Here is a 14,054-nt window from a genome sequence, read left to right as displayed (position 1 = left end):
GCGGGCGCCACCTAGCTCACCGCCTCCAGCCGGGTGGGCCCCGAGGTGCGGAAGCTCTCGTCCATCGCCGGCAGCCACAGCTCGGCGCGGCGGCGCGGACCTGAGCCGCCGCGCGGGGCCGCCTCGACGGTGACCCGGCGGGCCGAGAGGTAGCCGGTGCCGGTGCCGAGGCCGTCCCAGCCGCTGCGCGCGACGGTGAGCGACGCCTCCACCTGCGGCCAGTCGCCCGCGACGATCAGCGTGCTCTCGCGCTGCCGCAGCCGGGCGCTCAGCCGGGCGACGTCGCCGTCACGGGGGCGGGAGGGCGGGGCCACCACCACGACGCTGAGCACGTCGGCGACGGCAGCGGTCACGGTCAGCCACTGGTCGCCGGGATGCGGCACCAGGACGAGCCGCTCCAGGTCGATGCCGAACCGCCCGGCGGCCTCGGCGCCGAAGTCGGGCATGCCGACGACCCCGCACCACGCGCCGGCGGCGCTCGGACCGGCGAGCATCGCCATCAGCAGGGTGGTGGAGCCGTGCACGGCGTAGGCGGCGCCGGCCTTGAGCGCGCCGCCCGGCAGCAGCGGGGCGAGCGCGGGGTGCGTCTCCAGGGTGCGGCTCTCGAGCTTGGTCGCCTGCATCTGCCGGATGCGCGTCTGGAGCTCGTGGACCTGGGCGCGGTCGGCCTGCCCGCGGCCGCCCTGCTGCGCCCGGTCGGAGACCGGTGCGGGAGCGGATGCGACAGCGAGGGACACCCCTCTATTTTCGAACACATGTTCGAATCTGGCAAATGCTTTTTCCGCCGTTGACGCGTCGGGCGAACATGGTAACCCGGGCCGCCGACACCCGCGGATTCGGCACGCATGGAGGGCGCGGCGGCGCAGAATGGGCGCATGCGCGCCACCTATCCCGCCGCCGTCTACCTGTGCCTGCGCGACGACCGCGGGCGCGTCCTGCTGCTGCGGCGCGCCGGCACCGGGTACCGGGACGGGGAGCTCGCCCTCCCCGCCGGCCACATCGAGCCGGGGGAGTCCGCGACCGCCGCGCTGCTGCGCGAGACCCGCGAGGAGCTCGGCCTCGACCTCCCCGCCGACGCCGTGCGCATGGTGCTCGTGCAGCACGGCATCGCCGACGGGCTGGCGTACGTCGACTTCGTCTTCGCCGCCGTACTCGCGCGGGGAATGCGGCCGCGCATCGCCGAACCCGACAAGGCGAGCGAGCTGCTCTGGGCGCCGCTCGACGAGCTTCCCGCCGACGTGGTCCCGGTCATCAGGAACGCCCTCGAGGCGCTCGCCCGCGGCGAGACCTACACCGAATACGGCTGGGGCGACGCCTAGCGGCTAGCGCGGACCCGCCTCCGGCTCGGTCACGAAGTCGATCAGCTGCTCCACGCGCCCGAGCAGCTGCGGCTCCAGGTCGGCGTACGTGCGCACCTGACCGAGAATGCGCTTCCAGGCGCGCGCGATGTCGGCCTGCGTCTCGTGCGGCAGGCCGAGCGCGGCGCAGATCCCGTGCTTCCACGGCACCGAGCGGGGGATCGTCGGCCACTGCTTCAGCCCGACCCGCTCGGGCTTGACCGCCTGCCAGATGTCGACGTACGGATGGCCCACGACGAGCACGTGCTGCCCGTACGGACCGCGCGCGACGGCCTCCGCGATCCGGCTCTCCTTCGAGTTGGGCACCAGGTGGTCGACCAGCACGCCGATGCGGCGGCGGCGGTCCGGGGCGAGATCGCGCACGATCGCGTCGAGGTCGTCCACGCCCTCCAGGTACTCCACGGCGACGCCCTCGACGCGGAGGTCGTCGCCCCACACCCGCTCGACGAGCTCGGCATCGTGCCGGCCCTCCACGAAGATGCGGCTCGCCCGCGCGACCCTGGCCCGCTGCTCGCCGACGGCGAAGGAGCCGGAGGCCGTGCGCGTCCGTCCCTCCTGGTTCCGCTTCGGCACGACCAGCCGCACCGGCTCGCCCTCGATGAGGAACGCCGCGCTCAGCGGGAAGACGCGCTTCTTGCCGAAGTAGTCCTCCAGCTCGACCGTCTGCGTCTCCAGCCGGGTGATCGCGCCGCAGAAGCCGGTGCCGGCCTCCTCGATCACGAGGTCGCGCACCGCCTCCACCTCGGGAACGGGCTTGCGCCCCGCGTTCCTCCAGTCGCCGGCCAGCACGTCGGTCCCGTAGCGGTCGTCCATCACCCGAGCGAGGGTAGGCGATCGGGGCGGGGAGGCGGTGGAGGCTCGCCCTGGTCGGGCAAGGCCGTGCGCTGCCTCGCGTCAGTCGAAGACGCGCACCAGCCGCCAGCTGCGGTCCCGGGCGTCGTGGCGCACGTCGAACACGTGGGCGTCGCCGGTGTCGCTGGTCGCCTGGAACCGCCAGCCGCCGATCTCACGCGGCAGCGCTCCGACGCCGTAGCGATGCTCCCCGAACGGCCGCCACCAGGTGCACACCTCCGCCCACACGGTCGGCGTGTCGCTCACGCGGTACCGTGTGGCGCGCCAGACCAGGCGCGTGGGGACGCCGTCGTCCGTCGTCCAGACGGCGACCGCCTCGTCGATCTCGGTCACCGGCACCACCTCCTTGCTCGAACATATGTTCGAACACCAGTGTACGGCGAACGCTCGACGGCCGCACCCCCGCATCGCGCCTCCCGCACCCCGAACACGGCCTGTCGGGCCGCCCGGTCCTGCTGCCATACTGAGCGTCATGTCCGACATCAGCGATCCCGCCGGCGCCTCGCTGCGCCTCAGCAACGACGAGCGCGAGCGCGCGGTCGCGGCCCTGCAGACGCACGCGACCGCCGGGAGGCTGGACGACGCCGAGCTCCAGTCGCGCAGCGCGGCCGCACGGTCGGCGGTGACCCGCGGCGACCTCGCTCCGCTGTTCACCGACCTGCCCGGCGGCCTCCACCTCGACCCGGCGGGCGGGCACCACCCCGGAGCGGCGGAGCAGCCGGGAGGCGCGCAGCCGGCAGCCGCCTTCCCGCAGACTCCGCAGGACCAGACGTCGTACGCCCAGGGCGGGCAGTACGGCCAGCCCGCTCAGAACGCCCCGTACGGCTACGGCGCCCCGCAGCCCGAGCAGCCGGGCAGCCGCTGGGGGCTGCTGGTCGTGTCGATCATGCCGTTCATCGCGGTGATCCTGTTCTTCCTCACCGGGATGGTCTGGGGCTACCAGTTCAGCTGGTTGTGGTTCCTGCTGATCCCGCTCGCGGGCGCGCTCGTCTACGGCGTCGGCGGCGCCCAACGCCGGCGTTAGCCGATCGTCGTCCCGAAGAGCAGTCCGAGCAGATAGGTGGCGGCCGCCGCGCCGTAGCCGATGGCGAGCTGGCGCAGCGCGCGCTTGAGCGGCGACGCGCCCGACAGCAGGCCGACGACCGCACCCGTGCCGAGTAGCGCGACGCCGACGACCAGGGCCGACACGATGACCGCGGTCAGACCGCCGAGCCCGAACAGGTACGGCAGGATCGGGATCAGCGCACCGGAGGCGAAGAAGCAGAAGCTCGAGATCGCCGCGCCCCAGGCGTTGCCGATGGCCTCGTGCTCGTCCTCGGCCTCCTCGGCGGCGATGCTGGCCGAGATGGGGGCCGCGGCCACCGGTATCGGCGCCGTGTACGGCCGCTGCGCGCCGAGCACCTCGGCGGCGTGCGTGGCGGCCTCCTCCGGCGACATTCCGCGCGCCCGGTAGACCAGGGCCAGCTCGTTGCCGTCCACGTCGAGCTGGGGGAGCGCCGACCGGGTGGCGGGGTTCGGCGTGGAGGCGTCGAGCAGCTCGCGCTGCGACCGCACCGACACGTACTCCCCGGCGCCCATCGACAACGCGCCGGCGAGGAGGCCCGAGATGCCGGTGAGCAGGACGACGTGCGTCGCGACACCGCTCGCGCTCACGCCGAGCACGAGGGCGAGGTTGCTGACCAGGCCGTCGTTGGCGCCGAAGACCGCGGCGCGGAAGGTGCCGGAGAGCCGCTGCCGGCCGCGCGCGGCGAGGGCGCGCACCACCTCCTCGTGCACCTGCTCGTCGGCGGCCATCTGCGGGGTGGCGTCGGCGTCGGCCGCGTACGGCGACCGGGCCTCCGCGCGCTGCGCGAGCGCGAGCACGAACACCGAGCCGAAGCGGCGGGCGAGCCAGCCGAGCAGCCGGGTGCGCAGGTCGCCGCGCAGCGGGCGGCCCACCTGGTCGCCGAGCAGGTCGAGCCAGTGCTGCTCGTGCCGCCGCTCGGCCTCGGCGAGGGCGAGCAGGATCTCGCGCTCCTCACCGCTGCGGCGCTGCGCCAGGTCGCGGTACACGGCGGCCTCTGCGCGCTCGTCGGCCAGGTAGCGGCGCCAGCGGCGGAGGTCGGCGGCGGAGGGCGTGCGGGCGTCGGCGGGAGTCGTCATCGGTCCCCGATTCTACGGGAGCGGTCCCGGCGCGGCCGGGAACGGGCGGCGCTGGAGGTCGCTCAGCGCACTCGGGGTGACGGCTCGACTGCCTGCAGGCCCGATCACCGGCCTCGCGCCGCCGACGCGAACCGTTCGCCCCAGTCCGCGGCGAGCGCCACCGCCGCCTCCGGCCCCTCCACCCGGAAGGGCGCGCCCGTCGCCGCGAGCGCGAACAGCCCCCATTCCGGGCCGTCGGCGGTGATGCGTGCCCGGGTGCGGTCGTCGCCCACCGGTTCGAGCTGCGCCCAGCGGCCGATCGCCTCGGCGACACGGGCGAGCGGAGCCTCCACCACGCCCTCGATCACGATGGTGTCGGCGGCACCGGCGAGGGAGGCGCGCACGTACTCGGCCGCGTCGTCCGCCGGGAGGGTGCGCGGACGGAACCGAGCCCCGGTCGTCTTGGCTTCGCTCAGCCGGTCCAGGCGGAAGCTGCGCCAGTCGAAGCGCGTGAGGTCGTACGCGACGAGATACCAGCGCCGGCCGACCGCGACGAGGCGGTGCGGCTCCGCCGTGCGCACGGTCTCGGCGCCGTCGCGGGCGGTGTAGTGGAACGTGATCCGCTCCTCGTCGCGGCAGGCCTGCGCGACCGTGGTGAGCGTGTCCGCGTCGACGAGCGGCCCGGGGCGGACCGGGCCGGGAAGGGTCGCGACGCGGAGGGCATCGACGCGTCGGCGCAGCCGCGACGGCATCACCTGCACGACCTTGCTGAGGGCGCGGATCGACGCGTCCTCTACCCCCGCGATGCCGCTCTGCGCGGCCGTGCGCAGCCCGACGGCGAGGGCCACCGCCTCCTCGTCGTCCACCACGAGCGGAGGGAGGGAGGCGCCGGCCGCGAGCTGGTACCCGCCAGCGACCCCGCGCGTCGCGTCGACCGGGTAGCCGAGGTCGCGCAGCCGGTCCACGTCACGGCGCAGGGTGCGCGTCGAGACGCCGAGCCGGTCGGCGAGCTCCGGTCCCGGCCAGTAGCGGTGGGTCTGCAGCAGCGAGAGCAGCTGGAGGATGCGGGAGCCCGTGCTTGCCATGCCCCCAGTGTGGCGCGGGATGCGGCCGGAAGGTGACCGCAACTCCGCCCGCCTGTGCGGGCGCCTTAGAGACGCGCGGTCGCCCCCTCGGGCAGCGTCAGCGACGGAGCGCCCGGGCGCGAGAGCGTCAGCACGGCCTCCACGATCCGGACGTCCCGCTCCAGCTCGTCGGCGATCGCCGCGAGGTCGGCCGCGACATCGGACTCGCGGTCGTCGCCGACCAGGTCGACCGCGGCGACGACGAACAGCCGCTCGGGGCCGACGAACTCGAGGTGCAGGTAGCTGACCGCCTGCACCTCCGGATGCTCGAGCAGGGCGGTGAGCACGGCCTCCTGCCCCCGCGCGGAGCCCGGCTCGCCCAGCAGGAACCGCCGGTTGCGCTCGATCAGCACCACGGCGACGACCGCCAGCAGCACGCCGACCAGGATGGAGCCCAGCGCGTCGAACACCGCGTTGCCGGTCAGCTCGTGCAGCAGCACGCCGAGGAACGCGATGACCAGGCCGACGAGCGCGGCGGCGTCCTCGAAGAACACGGCCCGCAGGGTCGGGTTGGAGGTGCTGAGCACGTGCTCGACGGTGCCCGTGCCGCGCGCCGCCGCGCCCGACCGGGCCTGCCGCAGCGACTGGATGAACGACACCCCCTCGAAGACGAACGCCAGCGCGAGCACGATGTAGTTGACGAGGTAGTCGGTCTCCGGCTCCTCCGCGCCCAGCTGCGAGACGCCGTGCATGATCGAGACGACGGCGCCCGCGGTGAAGAGGCCGACCGCGGCGAACAGCGACCAGACGTAGGAATCGCGGCCGTAGCCTCCCGGGTGCCGGTCGTCCTTCGGCTTGGCGGAGGAGCGCTCGGCCTGCAGCAGGAACACCTCGTTGCCGGCGTCCGCCCACGAGTGCGCCGCCTCGGCGACCATCGACGCCGAGCCGGTGAGGGCCGCGGCGACCGACTTGGCCACCGCGACGAGCACGTTGGCGCCGAGCGCGAGCAGCACGGTGAACAGGCTGGAGGAGGGAGGCTTCGCCACGGCGGTCACACTATGCCCGAAGGGGGGAACGACGAAGGCCCCGACCGTATCGATCGGGGCCTTCGTGCTGCTGGTGTCCGAGGGGGGACTTGAACCCCCACGCCCTATACGGGCACTAGCACCTCAAGCTAGCGCGTCTGCCATTTCCGCCACCCGGACAGGTGATCCCGGCTTCCGGTGTTCCCGGCTGCCGAAGAAAGACATTAGCACGAAACGGCACCCCCGAATCACATCGGCCGCGCATCCCGGGCGTGGCGGGGCGGCGGCCCGCGCGGCCGGGTTAGCGTGGAGGCATGACCGACGCCTCCACCACCGCAGACGGCAGCGAACTCGACGAGACCGCCGTCATCGCCCGCGACCTGATCCGCTTCGACACCACGAACTACGGCGAGGGCAAGTCGAACGGCGAGACCGAGGCGGCGCAGTACGTGGAGGCGCGCCTCGCCGCGCTGGGGCTGAGGCCGCAGCTGTTCGACTCCGACCCGGGCCGCACGAGCGTCGTGGCACGGGTGGAGGGCCGCAACCCGGACAAGCCGGCGCTGGTCGTCCACGGCCACCTCGACGTCGTCCCGGCCGACCCGCGCAACTGGACCGTCGACCCGTTCGGCGGCGTCGTCAAGGACGGCCTGCTGTGGGGCAGGGGCGCGGTCGACATGAAGAACATGGACGCGATGATCCTGTCCGCGGTGGGCGACATCCTCCGGGCGGGGGAGCAGCCCGAGCGCGATCTCGTCGTCGCCCTGTTCGCCGATGAGGAGGACGGCGGCCGCCGCGGCTCGCACCACCTCGTCGACAACCACCCCGAGCTGTTCGCCGGCGCGACGGAGGCCATCAGCGAGGTCGGCGGCTACTCCATCGACCTGGAGGGCCGGCGCGCCTACCTGCTGCAGACCGGTGAGAAGTCGCTCGTCTGGATCAAGCTGATCGCCCGCGGCCGGGCCGCCCACGGCTCCCGGCTGATCGCCGAGAACGCGATCACACGGCTGGCGGAGGCCGTGGTCGCCATCGGCCGCCGCGAGTGGCCGGTGCAGCTGACCGCGACCACCTCCCGGCTGATCGCCGAGGTCGGCCGGCTGCTCGACGTCGATCCGGAGCAGGTCGGGCCGGACGCGATCGTGCTGCGGACCGGGACCGCCGCGGGGTTCATCACGGCGACCCTCCGCACGACGACGAACCCGACCCTCCTCGACGCCGGCTACAAGCACAACGTCATCCCCGACACCGCGGAGGCCCTGGTCGACATCCGGACGCTGCCCGGCGACGAGGACGCGGTGCTTGCCGAGGTGCAGGCGCTCGTCGGCGACGACGTGGAGGTGCGGATCATGCACCGCGACATCGGCCTTGAGGCGGAGTTCGGTGGCGAGCTGATCGACGCGATCACCGGCACGCTGAACCGCCACGACCCCGGAGCCCCTGTCCTCCCGTACCTGCTGTCGGGCGGCACGGACAACAAGGCGCTCAGCAAGCTGGGGATCACCGGCTACGGATTCGCGCCGCTGCGGCTGCCCGCCGACCTCGACTTCCCCGGCATGTTCCACGGCGTCGACGAGCGCGTGCCGCTCGACGCGCTAGTGTTCGGGAGGACCGTCCTGCGCGACCTGCTGCGCAGCTACTGACGTCCCCGCACCAACCGAAAGCACCTCCGGAAGGGACGCATGGACCTCCTCAACGCCCTCATCCTCGGGCTCGTCCAGGGACTCACCGAGTTCCTGCCGATCTCGTCGAGCGCCCACATCCGCATCGTCGGAGAGCTGCTCGGCACCGGCGCCGACCCGGGCGCGCAGTTCACCGCGATCATCCAGCTCGGCACCGAGGCGGCCGTGCTGCTGTACTTCTGGCGCGACATCGCGCGGATCGTGTCGCGCTGGTTCCTGGCGCTGTTCGGCCGCATCCCGCGCAACGATCCCGACGCCAGGATGGGCTGGCTGGTCATCATCGGCAGCGTGCCGATCGTGGTGCTCGGGCTGTTCTTCCAGAACGCGATCGAGACGACCTTCCGCTCGCTGTGGATCGTCGCCACCACTCTGATCGTGTTCGGCATCCTGCTCGGCATCGCCGACTGGGTGGGCGCCAAGACCCGGCGGCTGCGCGACCTCACCTGGGGTCACGGCATCATCTTCGGCTTCGCGCAGGCGCTCGCGCTGATCCCCGGCGTCTCGCGCTCGGGCGGCACGATCACCGCCGGTCTGTTCATGGGCTACCAGCGCCGGGCCGCTGCGCGCTACTCGTTCCTCCTCGCGATCCCCGCCGTGTTCGGCAGCGGGCTCTACCAGCTCTACAAGGCCGTCAAGGAGCCGTGCTCGCAGGCGGCAGCGGCCGCCGGCTCGTGCGCGCCGGAGGTGTTCGGCCCGGTCGAGACCGCCGCCGCCACCGCCGTGGCCTTCGTCGTCGGCCTGCTCGTGATCGCGTTCTTCATGGGCTACATCTCGCGGCGCAGCTTCCTGCCGTTCGTCATCTACCGCATCGCGCTCGGCGTGCTGCTGATGATCCTGCTCGCCACCGGCGTGCTGGCGGCCTGAACCGGATGCAGTCCTGGAACCGTCCCGACATCCCGCGCGTCCCCGGTGACGGCATCGCACCGCTGCTGCACGACACGGCGACCGGCCTGCTGGTGGAGGCGCGACCCGACGACGTCGCGCGCCTCTACGTCTGCGGCATCACGCCGTACGACGCCACGCACCTCGGCCACGCCGCCACCTACCTCGCATTCGACACGCTGCAGCGGGTCTGGCTCGACGCCGGATACCGCGTGCACTACGCGCAGAACGTCACCGACGTCGACGACCCGCTGCTGGAGCGCGCCGCGCAGACCGGCGTCGACTGGCGGGAGCTGGCGCAGGAGCAGGTGCAGCTGTTCCGGGACGACATGGAGAGCCTCCGCATCCTCCCGCCCGAGGACTACGCGGCCGTCACCGAGGTGATCGAGCAGATCGGCCGTGCCACGCGCATCCTGCTCGACCGCGATCTGGCGTACCGCGTCGAGGACGACGTGTACTTCGACATCGCCGCCGCGCAGACGTCGACCGCTTGGGTGCTCGGCGAGGAGAGCGGTCTCGACCGAGAGACGATGCTCGCCCTCTCGGCCGAGCGCGGCGGCGACCCCGACCGCGCGGGCAAGCGCGACCCGCTCGATCCGCTGCTGTGGCGCGCGGCGCGGCCCGGCGAGCCCTCGTGGCCGTCGGAGGCGGGGGAGGGCCGCCCGGGCTGGCACATCGAGTGCTCGGTGATCGCGCTCATGCACCTCGGCCGCGACTTCACGGTGCAGGGTGGAGGCTCCGACCTCGTCTTCCCGCACCACGAGCTCAGCGCGGGGCACGCGGCGGCGCTCAGCGGGCATCCACTCGCCCGGGTCTACAGCCACGCGGGGATGGTGGCCTACCAGGGCGAGAAGATGAGCAAGTCGCTCGGCAACCTCGTGCTCGTCTCGCGGCTGCGCGAGCAGGGCGTCGACCCGCGCGCGCTCCGCCTCGCGCTGCTCGCGCACCACTACCGCGACGACTGGGAGTGGTTCGACGACGCGCTCGACGACGCGAGCGAACGGCTCCGCCGCTGGACGGAGGCCACGGCGACGCGCGCCGACGCGGTCGACGCCGAGGCCGCCGAGCGGGAGCGCACGGCGCTCGCGCACCTCCGTGCGGCCGTGCGGCACGACCTCGACACGCCCGGCGCGCTGACGGCGATCGATCGGTGGGTCGCCACGCGGCCCGCCGCGGTCACGCCGCTGCTGCCGGACGCGATCGACGCGCTGCTCGGCATCCGCCTCTAGCTCGCGCTCTCAACTCCGGAGTCGCGGCCGCTCCGCGCCCCGTTCTCCGGACGGACGCGCGACACGCCGCGTTGCCGGAGGCGACCACCGGAGTTCTCGACCGGCGTGCGTCAGCCGCGGCGCGGGTCCTCGGGGCCGCGTGCGGTGCCGGGGCCGTCGCGGCCGTCCCGGCCGTCGCGGCGGCGCAGGTAGCGCTCGAACTCCTGGGCGATGGCCTCGCCGCTCGCCTCCGGCGAGTCGACGGTGTCGCGGGCCTGCTCCAGCTGCTGGATGTACGCCGCCATCTCCTCGTCGTCGGCCGCGAGCGCGTCGATGCCCGCCTCCCACGCCGCCGCATCGTCGACGAGCGTGCCGCGCGGGATGGTCACGTCGACCAGCTCCTCCAGCTTGTCGATCAGCGCCAGCACCGCCTTGGGGCTCGGCGCGTTGTGCACGTAGTGCGGCACGGAGGCCCAGATCGTGACCGTGGGGATTCCGACGTCCTCCGCGCCCTCGCCGAGCGCGCTCAGGATGCCGACAGGGCCCTCGTACGTCGAGCGCTCGACGCCGAGCTCGGCGCGCACGCCCGCGTTCTCACTGGAGACGAAGACCGAGATCGGCCGGGTGTGCGGCACGTCGGCGAGCATCGCGCCGAGGAAGACGATGACGCCGATGTCGGCGGCGAGCGCGACGTCCATGATCTCGGCCGTGAAGCTGCGCCAGCTGCGCGAGGGCTCGGTGCCGAGCAGCAGGTAGATGTTGTCGGCGTTCTCGCCGGTGACCGTCAGGTCGGCGTCGCCGGCGAGGTCCTCCGGGGTGCCGCCCTGCCGCGCGGGGCCGTACATGACGGCGGACGGCCAGATCAGGCGACGGCGGCCGTCGTCGTCGGTGATCACCGGGCGGTTGAACTGGAAGTCGAAGTACAGCTCGGGGTCGACCTCGGCGATGGGCGCGACGTCGAGCTGCTCCTTGAGCGTCCTCACCGCGCCGCTGGCCGCTTCTCCGGCGTCGTTCCAGCCTTCGAAGGCCACCACCAGGATGCGACCGCTCAGGATGCCGTTCGCGTCAGTCACGTGGCTGCACCTCGTCCTCTCGTCACCGCCATCCCTCAAGGATAGGCCCGCGACCGTCCCGATAGACTTGTCCGTCGTGACACCACCCACCTCCGCCGCCGTGCCGGCCTCCTCCGGGCTCCCCGCCGCCGTCCTCTGGGACATGGACGGGACCCTCGTCGACACCGAGCCGTACTGGATGGCCGCCGAGAAGGAGCTCGTCGGCTCCTTCGGCGGCACATGGACGCACGACGACGGCCTGCTGCTCGTCGGCCAGGGCCTGTGGACGTCCGCCGAGATCCTCCGGGAGCACGGCGTCGACCTCCCCGCCGACGACATCGTCCACCGGCTGACCGACCGCGTGCAGGAGAAGCTGGCCACCGAGGGCGTGCCGTGGCGTCCGGGGGCGCGCGAGCTGCTCTCCGAGCTGCGCGAGCGCGGCGTGCGTACGGCGCTCGTCACCATGTCCGTGCGCCGGATGGCCGAGCAGATCGTCGAGAACATCCCGTTCGACGCCTTCGACCTGATCGTCAGCGGCGACGAGGTGGAGCAGCCGAAGCCGCATCCCGAGCCCTACCTGCGCGCCGCCGAGCAGCTCGGCGTGGACCCGCGCGACGCCGTCGCCATCGAGGACTCGCTGGTCGGCCTGGCCGCCGCGGTCGCCTCCGGCGCCGCCGCCATCGGCGTGCCGCACATCGTCCCGCTTCCCACATCGGACGAGCACACCCTGTGGGACACGCTCGCCGGCCGCACCGCCGACGACATCGCCGCCGTCGCCGCCGCGAGAGGCGCCGCTTCGACGGAGGCCGAGGCCCGATGAACGAGACCCGCCGCAGCTCCGGCCCCTTCCGCGCGGGCGACCGCGTGCAGCTCACCGGGCCCAAGGGCCGGATGAACACCATCACGCTCGTGCCCGGCAAGCTGTTCCACAGCCACCGCGGCGTGCTGGAGCACGACGCGATCATCGGCCTGCCCGACGGCTCGGTCGTCACCAACAACGCCGGCGTGGAGCACCTCGCGCTCCGCCCGCTGCTCACCGACTTCGTCATGTCGATGCCGCGCGGCGCCGCCATCGTCTACCCGAAGGACGCCGCCCAGATCCTCGCCCTCGCCGACATCTTCCCCGGGGCGACCGTGGTGGAGGCGGGCGTCGGCTCCGGCGCCCTGTCGCTGTGGCTGCTCCGCGCCATCGGGCCGGAGGGTCGCCTCCACTCGTTCGAGCGCCGCGAGGAGTTCGCCGACGTCGCCCGCGACAACGCCGCCACCTTCCTCGGCGCCGACCCCGAGAACTGGACCGTCACCGTCGGCGACCTGCAGGAGGCGCTGCCCGCCGCGGTCGAGCCGGGCACCGTCGACCGCGTGGTGCTCGACATGCTCGCGCCGTGGGAGACGCTCGACGTCGTCACGCGGGCGCTCAAGCCGGGCGGCGTCGTGCTCTGCTACGTCGCTACCGTGACCCAGCTCTCGCGCGTCGCCGAGGCGATCCGCGCCACCGGCCACTACACGCACCCGCAGTCGAACGAGACCATGGTCCGCGGCTGGCACGTGGAGGGCCTGGCCGTGCGGCCCGACCACCGCATGATCGCGCACACCGGCTTCCTGCTGACGGCCCGCCGCCTCGCGCCGGACACGGTGCTGCCGGAGCTGAAGCGGCGCCCCTCCAAGTCGGACTACTCCGACGAGGACGTCGAGGCCTGGACCCCGGGCGCCCTCGGCGAGCGCCAGTCCAGCCCGAAGAGCCTCCGGAAGCGGATGCGCGAGGCCGCCGCGAGCGCCGACCTGGCCAAGGGCCGGGACGACGCAGCGGACGAGGACGCTCCGCCCGTCGACTAGCATGAACACTCGTGAGGCCGAGCGCCTCGCGCCCCCACCGATCGCATCGAAAGAGGACCCGTGCGCAGAGCAACCGCACTCGTCGTGGCCGCCGGCCTCCTGGCCGTCGCGCTCACCGGATGTTCGTCGAACCCCAACGCGGACTGCGGCGACGCCCTGAAGGCGGGCCCCGCGTCCGACCTGATCTCGGCGACCGGGAAGCTGGGCGAGAAGCCGACCTTCGACCTCCCGACGCCGATCGACACCACCACGTCGCAGCGCACCATCGTGAGCGAGGGCACCGGCGAGCAGGTGCACAAGGGGCAGCTGCTCGAAGTGCAGTACACGATCCTCGACGGCGAGAACGGCGAGGTGCAGCAGCAGAGCTCGTACAAGGCCGGCGACACCTTCCCGCTCGCGGTCGGCGGCGGCAACGCCGCCCTCAGCAAGGGCCTGCAGTGCGTGCCGGTCGGCTCGCGCGTCGCGATCGTGCTCTCGCCGAAGGACGCGGGCGGCAGCGGAGCGAGCACCTCCGGCATCATCGTCATCGACGTGCTGAAGGCGTACCTCCCGGCCGCGAACGGCGCTGTGCGCCCGAGCGCCAACGGATTCCCGACCGTCGTGCTCGCCCCGACCGGTCAGCCGGGCGTGACCATCCCGTCGCAGAGCGGCGCTCCGAAGGAGGTCCGCAGCGAGGTCCTGAAGGCGGGCTCCGGCGCGACGGTGAAGAAGGACAGCGAGGTCGTCCTGCACTACACGGCCGTCGGCTGGGACCAGAAGAACGTCGTCACCAGCACCTGGCAGCAGGGCACGCCCGACATCGTCACCATCGACACCGGCGCGAGCCAGCTCAACCAGGCGCTGCCGCAGGAGATCCTGAAGCCGCTGGTCGGCGAGAAGGTCGGCTCGCAGGTGGTCATCGAGGCGCCCGAGAACGGCAACGTGCCCGCCGCCGCCTGGGTGGTCGACATCCTCGGCGTCCGCTGATCACAGGGAGGCCCTCG

15 protein-coding genes and 1 tRNA gene are annotated in these 14,054 nt (G+C 73.1%); 8 read left to right on the top strand and 8 right to left on the bottom strand.

Features of this window, described 5'->3' with window-relative positions:
- Positions 1-11: 11 nt before the first annotated feature.
- On the bottom strand, positions 12-737 hold the full coding sequence (locus P5G50_RS12965; RefSeq protein ID WP_301208454.1) for a hypothetical protein: 726 nt from the start codon (positions 735-737) through the stop codon (positions 12-14).
- 138 nt (positions 738-875) lie between these two features.
- Here P5G50_RS12965 and P5G50_RS12960 point away from each other — a divergent pair, with 138 nt between their 5' ends.
- Positions 876-1,319 (top strand): NUDIX domain-containing protein, encoded by a 444-nt coding sequence (locus tag P5G50_RS12960; RefSeq protein WP_301208455.1) that lies wholly within the window; start codon positions 876-878, stop codon positions 1,317-1,319.
- Positions 1,320-1,322: 3 nt separating this feature from the next.
- Here P5G50_RS12960 and P5G50_RS12955 read toward each other — a convergent pair whose 3' ends face one another.
- On the bottom strand, positions 1,323-2,171 hold the full coding sequence (locus tag P5G50_RS12955) for a DUF3097 domain-containing protein (protein ID WP_301209385.1): 849 nt from the start codon (positions 2,169-2,171) through the stop codon (positions 1,323-1,325).
- Between the two features lie 81 nt (positions 2,172-2,252).
- A complete protein-coding gene (locus tag P5G50_RS12950; RefSeq protein ID WP_301208456.1) occupies positions 2,253-2,543 on the bottom strand; it encodes a DUF6504 family protein in 291 nt (96 codons plus the stop codon).
- Between the two features lie 139 nt (positions 2,544-2,682).
- Between P5G50_RS12950 and P5G50_RS12945 the strand changes: the two genes are divergently transcribed.
- Positions 2,683-3,234 (top strand): DUF1707 domain-containing protein, encoded by a 552-nt coding sequence (locus tag P5G50_RS12945; protein ID WP_301208457.1) that lies wholly within the window; start codon positions 2,683-2,685, stop codon positions 3,232-3,234.
- Here the strand turns inward: P5G50_RS12945 and P5G50_RS12940 are convergent.
- From P5G50_RS12940 to P5G50_RS12925, 4 genes are all read right to left on the bottom strand, one after another.
- Positions 3,231-4,352: a VIT1/CCC1 transporter family protein gene (locus tag P5G50_RS12940; protein WP_301208458.1), complete on the bottom strand. Its 1,122-nt coding sequence runs from the start codon at positions 4,350-4,352 to the stop codon at positions 3,231-3,233. The genes P5G50_RS12945 and P5G50_RS12940 overlap by 4 nt on opposite strands.
- 104 nt (positions 4,353-4,456) lie before the next feature.
- Positions 4,457-5,416 (bottom strand): helix-turn-helix transcriptional regulator, encoded by a 960-nt coding sequence (locus tag P5G50_RS12935; protein WP_301208459.1) that lies wholly within the window; start codon positions 5,414-5,416, stop codon positions 4,457-4,459.
- A 65-nt stretch (positions 5,417-5,481) separates the two neighbouring features.
- Positions 5,482-6,441 (bottom strand): cation diffusion facilitator family transporter, encoded by a 960-nt coding sequence (locus P5G50_RS12930; RefSeq protein WP_301208460.1) that lies wholly within the window; start codon positions 6,439-6,441, stop codon positions 5,482-5,484.
- Between the two features lie 71 nt (positions 6,442-6,512).
- Positions 6,513-6,600, bottom strand: a tRNA-Leu gene (locus P5G50_RS12925).
- Between the two features lie 134 nt (positions 6,601-6,734).
- On the opposite strand from P5G50_RS12925, the gene P5G50_RS12920 reads away from it, so the two are divergent.
- From P5G50_RS12920 to mshC, 3 genes are read left to right on the top strand one after another with little or no spacing between them, the layout of a single operon-like run.
- Positions 6,735-8,057 carry a M20/M25/M40 family metallo-hydrolase gene (locus P5G50_RS12920; protein WP_301208461.1) on the top strand — a complete coding sequence of 441 codons (1,323 nt, stop codon included), beginning with the start codon at positions 6,735-6,737 and terminating at the stop codon, positions 8,055-8,057.
- A 39-nt stretch (positions 8,058-8,096) separates the two neighbouring features.
- Complete coding sequence (locus tag P5G50_RS12915) at positions 8,097-8,960, top strand: undecaprenyl-diphosphate phosphatase (protein WP_301208462.1); 864 nt, start codon at positions 8,097-8,099, stop codon at positions 8,958-8,960.
- Positions 8,961-8,965: 5 nt separating this feature from the next.
- Complete coding sequence (mshC, locus tag P5G50_RS12910) at positions 8,966-10,207, top strand: cysteine--1-D-myo-inosityl 2-amino-2-deoxy-alpha-D-glucopyranoside ligase (protein WP_301208463.1); 1,242 nt, start codon at positions 8,966-8,968, stop codon at positions 10,205-10,207.
- Positions 10,208-10,317: 110 nt separating this feature from the next.
- Here mshC and P5G50_RS12905 read toward each other — a convergent pair whose 3' ends face one another.
- A complete protein-coding gene (locus tag P5G50_RS12905) occupies positions 10,318-11,259 on the bottom strand; it encodes a proteasome assembly chaperone family protein (protein ID WP_301208464.1) in 942 nt (313 codons plus the stop codon).
- Between the two features lie 76 nt (positions 11,260-11,335).
- On the opposite strand from P5G50_RS12905, the gene P5G50_RS12900 reads away from it, so the two are divergent.
- From P5G50_RS12900 to P5G50_RS12890, 3 genes are read left to right on the top strand one after another with little or no spacing between them, the layout of a single operon-like run.
- Positions 11,336-12,058: an HAD family hydrolase gene (locus P5G50_RS12900; protein ID WP_301208465.1), complete on the top strand. Its 723-nt coding sequence runs from the start codon at positions 11,336-11,338 to the stop codon at positions 12,056-12,058.
- A complete protein-coding gene (locus P5G50_RS12895) occupies positions 12,055-13,071 on the top strand; it encodes a tRNA (adenine-N1)-methyltransferase (RefSeq protein WP_301208466.1) in 1,017 nt (338 codons plus the stop codon). Before P5G50_RS12900 ends, P5G50_RS12895 begins: the two co-directional genes overlap by 4 nt.
- A 60-nt stretch (positions 13,072-13,131) precedes the next feature.
- A complete protein-coding gene (locus P5G50_RS12890) occupies positions 13,132-14,037 on the top strand; it encodes an FKBP-type peptidyl-prolyl cis-trans isomerase (protein ID WP_301208467.1) in 906 nt (301 codons plus the stop codon).
- Positions 14,038-14,054: the final 17 nt, after the last annotated feature.

Origin of the sequence: Leifsonia williamsii (genome assembly GCF_030433685.1) — a bacterium.
Classification (GTDB): domain Bacteria; phylum Actinomycetota; class Actinomycetes; order Actinomycetales; family Microbacteriaceae; genus Leifsonia; species Leifsonia williamsii.
This window is presented reverse-complemented; position numbering and strand designations above follow the sequence as displayed.

Coding starts and splice junctions, on each gene's coding strand:
- P5G50_RS12960 (WP_301208455.1), top strand. CDS start 876: ATGCGCGCCACCTATCCCGCCGCCGTCTACCTGTGCCTGCGCGACGAC.
- P5G50_RS12955 (WP_301209385.1), bottom strand. CDS start 2,171: ATGGACGACCGCTACGGGACCGACGTGCTGGCCGGCGACTGGAGGAAC.
- P5G50_RS12945 (WP_301208457.1), top strand. CDS start 2,683: ATGTCCGACATCAGCGATCCCGCCGGCGCCTCGCTGCGCCTCAGCAAC.
- P5G50_RS12940 (WP_301208458.1), bottom strand. CDS start 4,352: ATGACGACTCCCGCCGACGCCCGCACGCCCTCCGCCGCCGACCTCCGC.
- P5G50_RS12935 (WP_301208459.1), bottom strand. CDS start 5,416: ATGGCAAGCACGGGCTCCCGCATCCTCCAGCTGCTCTCGCTGCTGCAG.
- P5G50_RS12920 (WP_301208461.1), top strand. CDS start 6,735: ATGACCGACGCCTCCACCACCGCAGACGGCAGCGAACTCGACGAGACC.
- P5G50_RS12915 (WP_301208462.1), top strand. CDS start 8,097: ATGGACCTCCTCAACGCCCTCATCCTCGGGCTCGTCCAGGGACTCACC.
- mshC (WP_301208463.1), top strand. CDS start 8,966: ATGCAGTCCTGGAACCGTCCCGACATCCCGCGCGTCCCCGGTGACGGC.
- P5G50_RS12895 (WP_301208466.1), top strand. CDS start 12,055: ATGAACGAGACCCGCCGCAGCTCCGGCCCCTTCCGCGCGGGCGACCGC.